The sequence below is a fragment of the Streptomyces sp. CA-135486 genome (assembly GCF_050936555.1).
Lineage (GTDB): Bacteria > Actinomycetota > Actinomycetes > Streptomycetales > Streptomycetaceae > Streptomyces.
In genome coordinates, this window is sequence record NZ_JBNJMM010000002.1 from 1,242,906 (window position 1) to 1,258,020 (window position 15,115).

General features: G+C 68.7%; 14 protein-coding genes. 9 read left to right on the forward strand and 5 right to left on the reverse strand.

The genetic code is table 11. From position 1 onward, the window contains the following. Positions 1-291 precede the first annotated feature (291 nt). Positions 292-1,731 (forward strand): ATP-binding protein, encoded by a 1,440-nt coding sequence (locus ACQEVG_RS25060; RefSeq protein WP_432987666.1) that lies wholly within the window; start codon positions 292-294, stop codon positions 1,729-1,731. 194 nt (positions 1,732-1,925) lie between these two features. On the opposite strand, the gene ACQEVG_RS25065 is transcribed toward ACQEVG_RS25060, so the two are convergent. From ACQEVG_RS25065 to ACQEVG_RS25075, 3 genes are all read right to left on the reverse strand, one after another. After that, positions 1,926-2,375 carry an SRPBCC family protein gene (locus tag ACQEVG_RS25065; RefSeq protein ID WP_432987668.1) on the reverse strand — a complete coding sequence of 150 codons (450 nt, stop codon included), beginning with the start codon at positions 2,373-2,375 and terminating at the stop codon, positions 1,926-1,928. Between the two features lie 168 nt (positions 2,376-2,543). After that, the gene (locus tag ACQEVG_RS25070) at positions 2,544-2,861 is read right to left on the reverse strand and encodes a DUF4326 domain-containing protein (RefSeq protein WP_432987670.1); all 318 of its coding nucleotides are present in this window, start codon (positions 2,859-2,861) and stop codon (positions 2,544-2,546) included. 124 nt (positions 2,862-2,985) lie between these two features. Further along, positions 2,986-3,282, reverse strand: a complete 297-nt coding sequence (locus ACQEVG_RS25075) for a putative quinol monooxygenase (RefSeq protein WP_432987672.1) — start codon at positions 3,280-3,282, stop codon at positions 2,986-2,988. Between the two features lie 127 nt (positions 3,283-3,409). On the opposite strand from ACQEVG_RS25075, the gene ACQEVG_RS25080 reads away from it, so the two are divergent. From ACQEVG_RS25080 to ACQEVG_RS25090, 3 genes are all read left to right on the forward strand, one after another. After that, positions 3,410-4,369 carry a GlxA family transcriptional regulator gene (locus ACQEVG_RS25080; RefSeq protein WP_432987674.1) on the forward strand — a complete coding sequence of 320 codons (960 nt, stop codon included), beginning with the start codon at positions 3,410-3,412 and terminating at the stop codon, positions 4,367-4,369. A 112-nt stretch (positions 4,370-4,481) separates the two neighbouring features. Continuing rightward, on the forward strand, positions 4,482-5,645 hold the full coding sequence (locus tag ACQEVG_RS25085) for a thiolase family protein (protein ID WP_432992874.1): 1,164 nt from the start codon (positions 4,482-4,484) through the stop codon (positions 5,643-5,645). Between the two features lie 298 nt (positions 5,646-5,943). After that, positions 5,944-6,429 (forward strand): cupin domain-containing protein, encoded by a 486-nt coding sequence (locus ACQEVG_RS25090; RefSeq protein ID WP_432992877.1) that lies wholly within the window; start codon positions 5,944-5,946, stop codon positions 6,427-6,429. Here ACQEVG_RS25090 and ACQEVG_RS25095 read toward each other — a convergent pair. Continuing rightward, a complete protein-coding gene (locus tag ACQEVG_RS25095; RefSeq protein WP_432987676.1) occupies positions 6,414-7,532 on the reverse strand; it encodes a pyridoxal-phosphate dependent enzyme in 1,119 nt (372 codons plus the stop codon). The two genes, ACQEVG_RS25090 and ACQEVG_RS25095, sit on opposite strands and share 16 nt — an antisense overlap. 187 nt (positions 7,533-7,719) lie before the next feature. Between ACQEVG_RS25095 and ACQEVG_RS25100 the strand changes: the two genes are divergently transcribed. Both ACQEVG_RS25100 and ACQEVG_RS25105 read left to right on the forward strand, forming a co-directional pair. Further along, complete coding sequence (locus tag ACQEVG_RS25100) at positions 7,720-9,294, forward strand: S8 family peptidase (protein ID WP_432987678.1); 1,575 nt, start codon at positions 7,720-7,722, stop codon at positions 9,292-9,294. Positions 9,295-9,500: 206 nt separating this feature from the next. Next, on the forward strand, positions 9,501-10,286 hold the full coding sequence (locus tag ACQEVG_RS25105; protein WP_432992880.1) for a DUF4190 domain-containing protein: 786 nt from the start codon (positions 9,501-9,503) through the stop codon (positions 10,284-10,286). 104 nt (positions 10,287-10,390) lie between these two features. On the opposite strand, the gene ACQEVG_RS25110 is transcribed toward ACQEVG_RS25105, so the two are convergent. Further along, positions 10,391-11,734 carry a glycoside hydrolase family 18 protein gene (locus ACQEVG_RS25110; protein WP_432987680.1) on the reverse strand — a complete coding sequence of 448 codons (1,344 nt, stop codon included), beginning with the start codon at positions 11,732-11,734 and terminating at the stop codon, positions 10,391-10,393. Positions 11,735-11,993: 259 nt separating this feature from the next. Here ACQEVG_RS25110 and ACQEVG_RS25115 point away from each other — a divergent pair, with 259 nt between their 5' ends. The 3 genes from ACQEVG_RS25115 (at position 11,994) to ACQEVG_RS25125 (ending at position 15,051) form a co-directional block, all read left to right on the forward strand. Continuing rightward, complete coding sequence (locus ACQEVG_RS25115; protein ID WP_432987682.1) at positions 11,994-12,746, forward strand: GntR family transcriptional regulator; 753 nt, start codon at positions 11,994-11,996, stop codon at positions 12,744-12,746. A gap of 239 nt (positions 12,747-12,985) precedes the next feature. After that, positions 12,986-14,683 (forward strand): purine-cytosine permease family protein, encoded by a 1,698-nt coding sequence (locus ACQEVG_RS25120; RefSeq protein ID WP_432987685.1) that lies wholly within the window; start codon positions 12,986-12,988, stop codon positions 14,681-14,683. A gap of 188 nt (positions 14,684-14,871) precedes the next feature. Continuing rightward, on the forward strand, positions 14,872-15,051 hold the full coding sequence (locus ACQEVG_RS25125) for an SPOR domain-containing protein (RefSeq protein ID WP_432987687.1): 180 nt from the start codon (positions 14,872-14,874) through the stop codon (positions 15,049-15,051). Positions 15,052-15,115: the final 64 nt, after the last annotated feature.

Sequence of the window (15,115 nt, forward strand, 5' to 3'; positions counted from 1 at the left end):
GGGCCCCTGGTTTTTCCCCGTGCTGGGATGGTGCTGGGAGATCTGACCCTCGTCACCCGTGATCATCTCTGCTCACCTCTACCGTGCTGGGTTTTAGGCAGGGCTTGTGCGGTGAGCGGCCCGCGTCCGTGCGCTCGCCCGTCACCCTCGCCGAGCAGGATGCAGGCTCCCATCCGCAACCTCGCACTCCGTGCCCGCTTCTGCAACTCGATCCACTGGGCCGCTTGAGGTGAAGTAAGATTCAATCTACGTAATACTCTATCTACGTTAATCCCGTGGGGTTGGTGTGTCGTGGAGTTCCAAGGCCGGGTCGGAGATCTTGAACTGCTGGCCGAGCGGTACCGGACAGTGGCAGAGGGCGTTGGAGCCACCCGAGGGCGGGCTGTGATCATGACGGGTCGGCGGCGAGTGGGGAAGTCGCGACTGGTCCAGGAATTCTGCGACCGCTCGGGAGCGCCGTATGTGGTGTTCCAGGCCACCCGTGGGCGTAACCCTGTGACGGAGCGCGCCGACTTTGCCGCGACCCTCGCGCAGTCACTACTGCCGGGGGCGGAGCTGGTCGCCGGCCTCCAGGCGCAGGACTGGAACCAGGCCCTGCGCTCGCTGGCGCTCGCGGTACCCGATGACTCACCCAGCATCGCGGTGATCGACGAGGTGCCCTGGCTGGTCGAGCAGGATCAGGAATTCGAGGGCGCACTCCAGACTGTCTGGGACCGTCACCTGTCTTCCAAGCCCGTGCTTCTGCTGCTGGTTGGCAGCGATACATCGGTGATGGAGGCACTGCAGTCGTACGGACGCCCATTCTTCGGCCGGGCGGCGAAAATGACCGTCCACCCCCTGAACCTGGCCGACGTGCAGGCCATGACGGAACTCGACGCCGCAGGGGCCGTCGACGCCCAGTTGATCACTGGTGGATTCCCTGAGATCGTGCAGTCCTGGCGGCCGGGAATGGGGCGTACGGCCTTCTTGCAGGCTTCCGTCGCCAATCCTCTCTCGCCCCTGCTGGTGGCCGGCGAGCTGTCCCTGCTGGGCGAATTCCCCGAGGCTTCGCACTCACGGGCCGTACTGGAAGCGGTTGGCAGCGGTGAGCGCACGTTCAGCGCGATCGCAGCCCAGGCCGGCGGTGCCGGCGCGCTGCCGTCCGGCACGCTCTCCCCGCTGCTGGCCATGCTGCAGGCCAAGCGAGTCCTGGCCGCTGATCTCCCCCTGTCCGTCAAGCCGGACAGCAGGAACAAGCGCTATCGGATCGCCGACCCGTATCTGCGGTTCTGGCTGGCGTTCCTGGCACGCGCCATCCCACTCACCGAGCGAGGCCGCGGCGACTTGGCACTGGAACGCATCGAGCGGTCATGGACCACTTGGCGCGGGCGAGCGGTCGAGCCACTGATCCGCGAGTCCTTGCTGCGTCTGATGCCCAATGATGAGTGGCCCGAGACCGAGGCCATCGGCGGTTGGTGGAACCGTCAGAACAACCCCGAGATCGACCTCATCGGTGCAGACCGCGAGCCGGTGGCCCGCCAGGTGCACTTCGTCGGGTCGGTCAAGTGGCTGGAGGCCCAGCCCTTCGGCCGTCGTGAGTACGACACCTTGGTACGCGACATGCTCGCCGTCCCCGGTACCGCCCCGGACACTCCACTGGTCGCGGTCTCCCGCTGCGGGGTGGCCGATGATCTGCCGCTGACCGCGCACTGGGGGCCGGAGGACCTCGTACGGGCGTGGCAGCCCCGATAGCCGCGGAGCCCGAGGTATCTCACACGGCGAGTGCCCCTGGAACTACGGAGCTGTTGGAGGTTCACGCTGTGAACGGAGATGGGAGGCGTCGTCCGTACCCCGTTCCTTCTCACCCCTCGTGGCGATGGCGCAGGCCGTGCCCATGGCCCTCGCCCCCGCTCGCCCCGTGTGCATCCCTGCGCGTCGGTTCTGCCTTACACGGCACTGCTTTCGAGCAGGCCCTTGAGCTTCTGCTCGTTCCTCGGCATCTCCTTCCGTGCGTGCGGGCGGACGACCAGCGGAACGAGCAGTTTGCCCATCCCATGAGACTCGAACTCGAGGTCGAGCGTCAGGCGTGACCGTTCGCCGTCGCCGAGTGGTTCGATCGTGCCGTGGACGTCGCCTCTGACGGGCCCGTCGACGCCTCGCATGTGCCAGCTGCGCGGCGGGTCGAGTTCGGTGACCTCCATGGTCATCGGGAACTCCCGGCGGCCGATGCGCCGGGTCACCACCATGCGGGACCCCACGTGCATCGGAGTGTCGCCCAGTGGCTGTACGGATACGGCGCTCTCCTGCCACTCGGGGAGGTGGGAGGGGTCGGTCACGTAGGAGTAGATGTCTTCGGGACGGCGGGAGATGTCTACGCTCTCCTTGATGGCGGACATTTCGCCTCCTTTGTCTGGTTGTGTCACCAAGGATCCCACCCGGGGCAGGAGAAGGTGAGCCGACCAGGCAGCTCGGGGGGTCAGCGGTCGGCCGGTGCGTAGCGGACCAGCATGTTGTCCGTTCCCTCCCACGTGGCAGCAGCTCGTCCACGTCATCCTTGACGGCCATCATCCCGGCCCGGTGTCCGCCAGTTCCGCGATGACCTCGGCATGGCACCGCTCCGGCACGCACCAGCAGCCGAGTCTGCGGCCGCGCAGCGCGTGCAGGAGTTCGAGGAGGTCCGGCCGGGACAGCAGATGGACGCGGTACTTCTCGACGACCTCCTCACGCGTACCGTCGGGGCCCGGACGGAAGGGGCTGGCCAGCGGCGATCCGTCGAGATGCCAGCCACCGCGGTGCATCGCACGGCCCACGTACACGACGTCCGCGTAGTCGGGGTCGTCACGATGGCCCTTGAGATTGACGACCGTCGTCCTCTTCTTCATGTGCTGGATCCTCCGGCTTCCGGCCGCGTCCCGCCACGCGAGACCGCGCAGGTCGTGGTGGCGAGCATCGGGCCCCAACGATCGGGCCCGCGGGCCGCGCGATGCGACCCGCGAGCCGTCACCGTCAGGGGAGCTTGACCGCCAGCAGGTCCACGGGACGGATGTCCGGCGCCGTGCTAAGCATCGTCTCCGCCGCCTCCATCAGCGCCGCGGCGATCCGGCCCCGCAGATGGCCGGTCCTTCCCTCCTCGTTCTCGAAGGTGTCGAAGACTCCGAAGACCGTGGCGCTCTCCCGGAACGCGAACCAGGTGACCGTGTGCTCCTCCTCGCGAGCGAGCTGCAGCGCATCGCTCAACAGGCCCTCGACCTTGTCCGCGTACTCCGGCTTGGCTTCGATCCTGGCCAGCAGTCCGATGTTCATGACGTGTCACTCCGTAGGTCGGGGTCGGATCGGTTCGGCGTCCCGATCAGCGGGACGTCAGCAAATCTAGGCGCGCGAGAACCGCCGCCCCAGTGGCGTAAACGACTACTCCGATAGCGTTTCCGCCATGGATGTGGCAGTGGCCGTCTACGACGGCGTATTCGATTCAGGGCTCTCCGCGATCCTCGACGTGCTCGACGCGGCCAACGCCATGAGGGGCGAGCTCCCGCAGCCGCCGCCCGGCTGGCAGGTGACCACGGTCGGATTCCGCCGCCGGGTGCGCACCGGCGCGGGCCATCTCGTCGCCACCGCGCCCGCGGCCGAGGCCGAACGGACGGACCTGCTGATCCTGCCGGCCCTCGCCGAGCGGCGGCCCGATGCGCTCATCGCCCAGGTTTCCGGCCCGGACTCGGCAGCCGTACGGAGCCTCGTGGCCGATGCGCGGGGGCGCGGCACACCCGTGGCCTCGGCCTGTACGGGCACGTTTCTGCTTGCCGAGGCGGGGGTGCTGGACGGCCGCAAGGCGACCACGAGCTGGTGGCTGGCGCCGGCCTTCCGGCAGCGCTATCCGGCGGTCACGATCGACGAGACCCGGATGGTGGCCACGTCGGACGGTGTGACGACGGCCGGTGCGGCCTTCGGCCACGTCGACCTCGCGCTGGCCGTTGTCCGGATGAGCAGTCCCGCGCTGGCCGATCTTGTCGCCCGCTATCTGGTCATCGACGAGCGGCCTTCCCAGTCCGCGTACGCGATCCCGAGCGCCCTTGCCCAGAGCGATCCGGTGGTCGCCGCCTTCGAGCGCTGGGCCAGGCTGCATCTGGAGGAGCCGCTCGACGTCGGCGCGGCGGCGCGCTCGCTGGGGGTGAGCGAACGCACCCTCCAGCGGACCGTACGCCGCGTGCTCGGCACGTCTCCCGTGCGCTTCGTCCAGGACCTGCGGGTCGAACAGGCCTCCCATCTGCTGCGTACGACGGCCATGCCGCTGGACTCCATCGCCCGCAAGGTCGGCTACGAGCACGCGAACACCCTGCGGATTCTGCTGCGCGAGCGCACGGGCAGTACGGCGGGTGCGTTGCGCGGCCGCTGACCCGCCCCACCGATGCGCGTCAGTTGGAATTGACAACCCTCTCCTCGCGGGGCAGGGTTGATGATGTAGGTTTGAAGTTCAAACCATTGCAGGGGATGGGGAGGTTGTCGTGGTGCGGAACGCGGTGATCGTCGAGGCGGTTCGTACGCCGGTCGGCAAGGGCAAGCCGGGAGGGGCGCTGCACGACGAGCGCCCCGTGGACCTGCTGGCCCGCACACTCGCGGCGCTCGTCGAGCGGGCCGGGATCGATCCCGCGCTCGTGGACGACGTCATCGGCGGCTGTGTCACCCAGGTCGGGGACCAGGCGCTCAACCTCACCCGGAACGCGGTGCTCGCCGCCGGATTCCCCGAGAGCGTGCCGGGCATGACAGTGGACCGGCAGTGCGGCTCGTCCCAGCAGGCCGCGCACATCGCGGCGCAGGGAGTGATCAGCGGGGCGTACGACATCGCGATCGCCTGCGGTGTGGAGTCGATGTCCCGGGTGCCGATGGGTTCCAACGTGCTGCCGGGCAGCGATCCGTTCGGGCTGCGGCTCGGCGAGCGGTATCCGGAGGGTCTTGTCGGCCAGGGGATCGGTGCGGAACTGATCGCCGCCCGATGGAAGATCTCCCGGGAGGAGATGGACGCGTTCGCGCTGGAGTCGCACCGGCGGGCGGCGGGCGCGTGGGAGCGCGGGGAGTTCGACCGGGAGGTCGCCTGGGCGGGGCAGCGGGACGAGACCGTCCGACCCGGAACGTCGGCCCAGGCCCTGGGAGCGCTTCGGTCGGCCTACTACGACCCGTCGACCGAGCAGCGCTTCCCCGAAATCGGCTGGCAGGTCACGGCGGGCAACAGCTCACCGATCAACGACGGCGCGGCCGCGCTGCTGATCATGGGCGCGGACGTGGCGGAACGGCTGGGGCTGCGGCCGCGGGCACGGTTCCACTCCTTCGCGGTGGTGGGGGACGATCCGCTGCTGATGCTCACGGCGATCATGCCGGCGACCGAGAAGGTGCTGGCCAGGGCCGGTCTCGGCATCGAGGACATCGATCTGTTCGAGGTGAATGAGGCGTTCGCGTCGGTGGTCCTCGCCTGGCAGCGGGAGACGGGCGTGGCCGCGGACCGGCTGAATGTGCGCGGCGGCGCGATCGCGATCGGGCACCCGCTGGGCGGCAGCGGGGCGCGCATCATGACGACGTTGCTGCACAACCTGGAGGACCGGGGCGGCCGGTACGGGCTGCAGACGATGTGCGAGGCGGGGGGCCTGGCGAACGCCACGATCATCGAACGCCTCTGACGGCCTCTCTGAACGCGTAAGGAGGTGTCCGAACGCGTCCAGAACGTTTGGATTCGCCGGTGAAGTGGCAGCACGTGTGCGGGCAGACGCTGGAGCCCAGGCTGGTCTGCGCGCACTGCGGCGAACCGGCGCGCAAGGATGTGCACTCGCCCATGGGGCGCGGGGCGCTGACCGCGGACTGACCCGCGAGAGGCTCGTCGCAGCACCGTGGGACGGTGGTTCCGACGCCGACGCCGACGCCGACGCCGACGCCGACGCCGACGCCGACGCCGACGCCGGCCGAGACGAGGAGACGTACATGTCGTATCCGGACCCGAAGTACGTGGACGGCAAGGGCGAGATCAGCGCCGAGTTCCGGCCCGCGGACACCCGGGCGAATCTGGAGAGCAGAAACGGAAGCCGCACGCACTACCTGGCCACCACTGCCTCCACGGGCGGGGAGTTCGGGCTCTACCGGATGGACATGGCCCCGAAGGCGGGTGGCCCGAAGACGCACTTCCACAAGTCGATCTCGGAGTCGTTCTTCATCATCGAGGGGACGGTACGGCTCTACAACGGCGACAGCTGGATCGACGCGACCGCCGGTGACTTCCTGTACGTCCCCCAGGGCGGCCTGCACGCCTTCCGCAACGACTCGGACGCGCCCGCATCGATGCTGCTGCTCTTTGCGCCGGGCGCGCCCCGCGAGGAGTACTTCGAGAAGGTCGCCGAGGTCGCCACCGAGTGGTCGCCCGAGCAGCAGGCGGAGTTCTTCATCAAGCACGACACCTACTGGACCGACTGACCCGCACCGCCCTGGGGCGCCAAGCCGGTCTTGAGACCCGCGCCGCAGAGCGGGACGACGGCCGTGCGGTCGGTCCAGGCGCCCGTGGCCGCCCAGCAGGCGACGCCCGTGGACTCGACGAACAGTCCGTGTGCGGCCAGATCCAGCTGGGCCGCCCGGATCTGCTCCTCCGTCACCGTCAGGAAGGTGCCCCCCGATTCGCGCACGGCCCGCAGGATCTGCCGGGCCCGGGGCGGACGTGGGATGGCGATGCCCTCGGCGAGCGTCGGCCGCGGCGGCGCGCCGTCGTCCAGCAGCCCCTCGGCACCGGCGTGGAAGGCTGCGGCCAGTGGGGACACCGCCTCGGCCTGGACCGCGATCAGGGCGGGGCGCCCGGCGATCAGCCCGTGGGCGTGGAGCTCGCCGAGGGCGAGCGCCGCGCCCAGGAGCAGTGTGCCGTTGCCGACGGGGACGACGATCGCCTCGGGGAGCCTGCCGCCGAGGTCCTCCCACAGTTCGTAGACGTATGTCTTCGTGCCGTGCAGAAAATACGGGTTATAGACGTGACTTGCGTAGAAAGCTCCTGTTTGATCCGCTGCTGCACGGGCCGCGTCCGCGGTGGCCTCACGGTCGCCCGGCACGAGTTCGAGGTGCGCCCCGTGCGCCCGGATCTGCTCGACCTTCTTGGCCGAAGTGGCCTCGGGGACGTATACGGTGCAGTCCAGACCGGCCCGGGCGCAGTACGCGGCGACGGCCGTGCCCGCGTTTCCGCTGCTGTCCGCGAGCACCCGCCGGGCCCCCAGGCGGCGGGCCAGCTCCACCAGCATCACGGCGCCGCGGTCTTTGAACGAGAGCGTCGGCATCAGATAGTCGAGCTTGACGGAGACGGTCTGGGTGAGCGGTACGAGAGGGGTGCGGCCCTCACCGAGCGAGACGGCGGGCGCGGCGAGCGGCAGCGCCTCTTCGTACCGCCACAGTGAGTTGACCCTGCCCGGAAGCGACTTGAGGTCGACCGGCAATGCGGTGAAGTCCAGATCCCAGGGGCTGGCGCAGTCCGGACAACGCCAGCCGGCAGTTTCGACGGGGGACCGGTTACCGCACTCCGGGCAGTGGTAGGAGATCATGGTTCGCCAGCATGGCAGTTGTGTGGCGCATGTGTTACACCACTCTCCGCACCCTTGTGGGATTCCTATGGATCCGACAATCTTTCGCTCGGCAGGCGAGACAGGGGCGCGATGAGTGCAGCTCATCCAGTGTCATGGGCCTGCCGCACCCCCACAGAACGCACCACCAATGAGGAGGACCCCTCACATGTCAGTGATGCGTAATTCGCGTCGAAGACTTGCCGCAGGCAGCGCGATAGCCGTCGCCGCGCTCTCGTTCGGCGCGGTTTCCGCCTTCACGGCCACGGCGGCCGAGTCGGCGCCGCAAGGCATCATCCAGAATGCGGGCGCACCCGGCGCCATCAAGGGCAGTTACATCGTCACGCTGCGCGAGTCCGCGGCCGACGCGGGCTCCAAGGCCGGCAAGGCGCTCGCCGCGGAGTACGGCGCGAAGATCAAGAAGACGTACAACGCGGCGCTGAACGGCTACTCCGTCCAGCTCTCCGAGGCGCAGGCGAAGAAGTTCGCCGCCGACCCGGCCGTCGTCTCCGTCGTGCAGAACCGCGTCTTCAAGGCCAACGGCACCCAGCCGAACCCGCCGTCCTGGGGCCTGGACCGGATCGACCAGAAGGCCCTGCCGCTCAACAAGAGCTACACCTACCCGGACACCGCGGGCGAGGGGGTGACCGCGTACATCATCGACACCGGTGTACGGATCACCCACAGCGACTTCGGCGGCCGGGCGTCGTACGGCTATGACGCCATCGACAACGACAACACCGCGCAGGACGGCAACGGCCACGGCACGCATGTGGCCGCCAATGTCGCCGGCAACACCTACGGCGTGGCCAAGAAGGCCAAGATCGTCGGCGTCCGCGTCCTCGACAACTCGGGCTCGGGCACGACCGAGCAGGTCGTCGCGGGCATCGACTGGGTGACGCAGCACGCCGTCAAGCCGGCCGTCGCCAACATGAGCCTCGGCGGCGGAGTCGACACCGCACTCGACACGGCGGTGCGCAACTCCATCGCCTCCGGCGTGACCTACGCGGTCGCGGCGGGCAACGACGGAGCCAACGCCTCCAACCACTCGCCCGCGCGCGTGGCGGAGGCCATCACGGTCGGCTCCTCGACCAGCACCGACGCCCGCTCCAGCTTCTCCAACTACGGAACCGCGCTGGACATCTTCGCGCCGGGCTCGTCGATCACCTCGGCCTGGAACACCAGTGACTCGGCGACGAACACGATCTCCGGTACGTCGATGGCGACCCCGCACGTCACGGGTGCGGCCGCGCTCTACCTTGCTGCCAACAAGACCGCGACCCCGGCCCAGGTCTCCACGGCGCTGACCACCGCCGCGACGAGCGGTGTGGTGACCAACCCGGGCACCGGTTCGCCGAACCGCCTGCTGAACGTCGGCACCGGCTCCACCCAGCCTCCGGGCGCGAAGTTCGAGAACACCGCGGACTACACGATCAGCGACAACTCCACGGTGGAGTCGCCGATCACCGTCAGCGGCGTCGCCGGTAACGCGCCGTCCAGCCTGAGCGTGCCGGTCGACATCAAGCACACGTACATCGGCGACCTGCGCATCGACCTGGTCGCGCCGGACGGGACGGTCTACAACCTGAAGGCGTACGGGTCCGGCGGCAGCACGGACAACGTGATCACGACTTACACGGTGAACGCGTCGTCGGAGGCCGCGAACGGCACGTGGAAGCTGCGGGTCGGCGACAACGCGGCGCAGGACGTCGGCAAGATCGACTCCTGGGCTCTGCAGTTCTGAACTTGAGCCGGTTCTGAACTTGAGCCGATTCTGAGCTGATTGAGCCCGATTGAGCTCAGCGGGCTGATTCAGGACTGGTTCGGTGGGGGGCGGTCGCCGCGGCGACCGCCCCCCACACTCTGATTCGCGGTCGGTCCCCGAGTATGATCCGCGCGCCTGTTCGCGTGAGCCGGCCGAGTCCGGATGAGGAGCACTTTCCCGTGGCCATGTACCCGCCCCCGTACAACGCCCCGTACACCCCGGCAAGGCCGCCGTCCGTGAACGGGCTCGCCATCGCGTCCCTGGTGCTCGGGATCGTCTGCTGCATACCCCCGCTCGGCCTGATCCTGGGCCTGATCGCCCTCTCCCAGATCAACCGGAGGGGCCAGCGCGGCAAGGGCATGGCCATCGCGGGGAGCATCCTCTCCGGGATCAGTACGGCTCTGCTGGCCGTCGCCCTCGCCACCGGCGGGATCAACGACGCCTGGAACGGCTTCCAGGACGGCATGGAGGAGGCAGGCCGCTCCCGCAGCACGCTCGACCTGCGCAAGGGGGACTGCTTCACCGTCCCCGGCGAGCTGGAACGGGAGACCGCGAGCGTGACGGTGGTCGACTGCGCCAAGGAGCACGAAGGCGAGGTCACGGGCTCCTTCAAGCTCGACCGGTTCGACTCCTGGCCCGGCGAGGCGGCGGTCGAGCCGGTGGCCGAGAGCCGCTGCGAGGAGATCAACAACGGGTACGTGTCGGACGCCTCGGCCGTGCCCGACAATGTGGACATGTACTACTACATGCCGAGCAAGCGCAGTTGGCGCCTCGGCGACCACTCGGTGACCTGCACCCTCGCTGCCACGGACGGAAAGCTCACGGGCTCCCTGAGGTCCGGCAGCGCCCCCGCGGCCGGAGTGAGCGGCGGCGCGTCCGGCGACGGGACCGGCGAAGAAACCGGCAACGGGATCGGCGGAACGTCCGGCGACGAGACCGGCGAAGAGACCGGCGAAGAGACCGGAGCCTGAGCCACCGACGGCCCGGGCACCGGACTCTTCCATCCGGCTCCCGCCCAGCCTGACGGGGCCCAGGCGACCCCGCTCACTGATCCGGCCTGATCGACCGGACAGGCCTAGCTCCGCGAAAGTCCGCGGTCGACGGCGGTCATCAGCTCGCCGTCCGCCGTGTCCCCGTCCAGGGACCAGAACATCGCGCCGCCGAGACCTCGTTCGCGGATGTACGAGGTCTTGGTGCGCAGCACCTGCGGATCGTCGTACGTCCACAGGGTTGTGCCGTCGAAGAGCCACGCATGGCCGCCCCGCCGGTCCCGGTGGAGTGTGTACGTTCCCGAGTCGGCCAGCTTCTTGAGGGCCTTGTAGTCCTCGTAACCGGCCGCCCAGGTCGCCGGGGCCGGAGCCTGCGCCGGCTGGTTCAGGCCGTCGCCACCGCCGCTCACACCCGTCCAGCCCTGGCCGTAGAAGGGTATGCCCATCACCAGCTTGCGGGCGGGCGCGCCGCGGCGCAGCCAGTCGCGCACGGTCTGGTCGACGCTGAAGTCGCCGCGCGCGTACAGGGCGGACTGCTGGGCGGTGGTCTTCTCGCCCGACACATGGAAGTCGTAGCCCTGGAGGTTGACGAAGTCGAGGTCCCGCATGATCCTGTGGACCTCGAAGCCCGCGTCGATCTTCGCGGGAGCAGTGGGCACAAATGCGGTCAGTTCGTAGTGCTTACGCTTTTCGAGGGATTTTCCGTATGCGTCGAGCTGTGCTCTGAACTCCCGCACCAGCGCGGTGAAGTTCTGCTTGTCCTCCGGCCGGAAGACGGTGTCGGTGTCGCCCGCCGAGCCCGGCCACTCCCAGTCCAGATCCACGCCGTCGAAGAGCCCGGCCGCCGCGCCTGCCCCGCCGCGTGTTCCGTCAACGGGCAGATTGCCCTTGATGTAGAGGTCGATGCAGGAGGACACGAACGCCTTGCGGGACGCGGGGGTGCGGGCGGCGTCCGAGAAGTGCGTCGACCAGCTCCAGCCGCCCAGGGAGATCAGCACCTTGAGGCCGGGGTGCTTGGCCTTGAGCTCGCGCAACTGGTTGAAGTTTCCCGCGAGGGGTTGTTCGGCGGTGTCGGCGACGCCGTCCACCGAGCCGGCGGCGTCCAGCGGGCGGGCGTAGTCGGCCCAGGCGTCCGCCTCGCCGGGGATGTTGCCGGTGAAGCACCTGCCGTCGGAACTGACGTTGCCGAAGGCGTAGTTGATGTGGGTGAGCTTGGCGGCCTGCCCGCTGGTGTCCAGGTCCTTGACCTGGAAGTTGCGGCCGTAGACGCCCCATTGGGTGAAGTAGCCGACGCGCTTGTACGCGGGCCTTCCGTGACTGCCGCCGTGGTCGGGGACGGCGGCGGCGCCGGGTGCGAGGGCGGCGAGGAGGGCGAGGGAGCAGGCGGCAACGGCCGCCCTGGCAAGGGATCTTCGGCTGTTTCGAAGCATGGTCAGGAACGTATTGGTCTGGACCATTGCGGTCAAGAGTGCGGGCATGGACCGGCGCCGGGGGCGGTGGTGGGACGCATGCCAGGCACGGCGCCGGACGAGGTGCCGGAAGCCGCAGGTGTGTGCCGAATGTCCATACCCCGCTAAACGCCTGCGTAAAGGCAAGTCATCACTTCGGGTGAAACTTTGGCCCATGCTTGCGGTCAACAACCCAGGGTTGCCACGCTGTTGCTGTCTGTCAACCTGTTGGGAGTGGCCAGTGACATTCGGTGAGCAGCCCGCCTATCTGCGCGTTGCGAGCGATCTCCGCCAGAAGATCGTCAACGGGGCGCTGCCGCCGCACACCCGGCTTCCCTCGCAGGCCCGCATTCGCGAGGAGTACGGAGTCTCGGACACCGTCGCCCTGGAGGCACGCAAAGTCCTGATGGCGGAGGGCCTGGTCGAGGGCCGTTCCGGCTCCGGCACCTATGTCCGCGAGCGGCCGGTCCCGCGCCGGATCGCCCGCTCCGGCTACCGGCCGCCCTCCGGCGCCAACCCCTTCCGTCAGGAGCAGGCCGAGGAGGCAAGCCGGGGCACCTGGGAGTCCAGCAGCGAACAGGAGGCGGCCGGCCCGGAGATCGCCGCCCGCCTCGGTATCGAGCTCGGCGCCCGCGTGATGCGTACGCGCTATGTGTTCCGGGACGCGGGTGAGGCGATGATGCTCTCCACCTCCTGGGAGCCTCTCGAGGTCACCGGGCGCACACCGGTGATGCTGCCGGAGGAGGGTCCGCTGGGCGGCTGCGGGGTCGTCGAGCGCATGGCCGCCATCGATGTCGTCGTGGACAACGTGGCGGAGGAGGTCGGCGCCCGGCCCGGTCTCGCGGAGGAGCTGCTGGCGCTCGGCGGCGTACCGGGCCATGTGGTGATGGTCGTCGAGCGCACGTACTACGCGTCGGGGCGTGCGGTGGAGACGGCGGACGTCGTCGTCCCGGCCGACCGCTACCGGATCGCCTACCACCTGCCGGTGAAGTGAAGCCGGATCGCCGGTGATTGCCTGCGAGGTGACCCAGAGAGGTGACCTGGTGAGGTGACCTGGTGAGGTGACCCGGTAGCCGGACAGCGCGTCCGGCTACCGTGACCACGAGTTAACGGCGCATGGCGTCCCGTAACGCCCGGGCAATGCCCTGCTGCGACGGCCTGTCACGTCCCGCTCCTACCTTCCGTCCGTACGCCGCCCCGCCCCGCCAGGGACCGACGAACGGGAAGCCGCTGATGACGGACACCGCCGCGCCAACGCAGGCACCCCAGCAGGAACAACCGAAGCGCAGTTACGCGAAGCTCGCCGCCGACGAGAGCCGTGAGGACTACTCGCTGCGCTATGCGCCGCACTCCTTCCGGCGCTGGTCGCCCTCGATGGTCGCGGGCACCGCGCTCGGCGGCATCGCCTATCTCGCGGACTTCGCGATCGGCGCGTCGATCGTCTTCACCTACGGATTCACCAGCGGGCTCGCCTCGATCCTCACCGCCGCAGTGATCATCTTCCTCACCGGGATCCCGATCGCCCGAGCCTGTGCGAAGTACGGCCTGGACATGGACCTCGTCACGCGCCGCGCCGGGTTCGGCTACTTCGGCTCCACCCTCACCTCCCTCATCTATGCCTCGTTCACCTTCATCTTCTTCGCGCTCGAAGGCTCGATCATGGCTCAGGCCATGCACCAGGCCGTCGGACTGCCCGTTCAGGTCGGCTATCTGATCACCACGCTGATCGTCATCCCGATCGTCTTCAAGGGGATGGGCGCGCTGGCGAAGGTGCAGGCGTGGACGCAGCCCGTCTGGATCATCGGCATGGTGCTGCCCTTCGTGGTGCTGGCCTTCGAAGCGCCGGACGCCTGGGGCGCGTTCGGCTCCTTCGGCGGTACGGAGGGGGCCGGCTCGGGCTTCTCCTGGATCGGCTTCGGCCTCGGCACCGGTGTGGCACTCTCGCTGATCGCCCAGATCGGCGAACAGGCCGACTATCTGCGGTTCATGCCGGCCAAGACCGAAGAGAACAAGCGCCGTTGGAATCTGGCCGTTCTCGCCGCCGGGCCCGGCTGGGTGATCATCGGCGCGGCCAAGCAGCTCGGCGGCGCCTTCCTCGCCTTCGTCGCGCTGGAGGCGGTGGGCAAGACGCACGCCCTGGAGCCGATCGCCCCGCAGATCGAGGCGCTCAAGCCCTGGCTCGGCTCGGTCGCCCTGCCCGCCGCAGCGCTCTTCGTGATCGTCTCGCAGATCAAGATCAATGTGACCAACGCCTACAGCGGCTCGCTGTCCTGGTCGAACTTCTTCTCCCGCATCACCCACCGGCACCCGGGCCGGGTCTGGTACATCTTCCTCAACCTCGCCATCGCGCTGACGCTGATGGAGATGAACATGTTCGCGGCCCTGGGCAAGCTGCTCGGCTTCTACTCGAACGTGGGCATCGCCTGGATCGCGGCCGTCGCCGCCGACCTCGTCATCAACAAGCGGGCGGGCTGGAGCCCCAAGTACATCGAGTTCAAGCGGGCGTATCTGTATGCCGTGAACCCGGCCGGGTTCGGTGCGATGGCCATCGCGTCGACCGTCTCGATCCTCGCCTTCTTCGGGCTCTTCGGAAAGTACGCCGAGGCCTTCTCGACCTTCATCGCGGCCGGACTCGCGCTGATCCTCTGCCCGTTGATCGCATGGGCGACGAAGGGGAAGTACTACCTGGCCCGGCCCAATACCGTGAACGGCCCGGACGTGGTGGTCGAGGATGTCACCGCCACTCACACCTGCGCGGTGTGCGAGACGGCGTACGAACTCCCCGACATCGCCGACTGCCCGGTCCAGTCCGGCCCCATCTGCTCGCTGTGCTGCTCGCTGGACGCCGAGTGCGGCGATGTCTGCCGCAAGGATCCGGCGGCCGGACCGGTCCTGATGCCGATGCCGACGATGACGTCTCCCGCCTCGTAGCGGCTGGGCGGTCAGGGCGGCCGGAACCAGCCAGACGGGGCGTATCCAGACGGGTACGCCCCGCTTTCCTGTCTCTTTGTGTAAAGGCGTATCCGCTGAGTAAAGGTCAGGCGTACGCTCAGGCATATGCGTAGTGCGGTTTCCTGGCAATCGTTACGGACAAGCGGACCTGCTGAGGGAGGGGCGCGATGAACGACACCGGCCCTGTCCTGCCCTGGCTGGTCATTCGGCAGGACGACAACGGCAACCGCTATCGCGTCGGCAGGTACGCCACCAGGGACGAGGCCCAGCAGATAGTGGACACACTCGACGGCCGCGGACACAAGCAGCTCTACTGGGTCGAACGTATCGGGCAGCCGACGCACTGACCGGGCACTGACCGGGCCGCGGCCGACCATGTGGGCGGGCCGCGGCCCGCCCACAGGTGCGTCC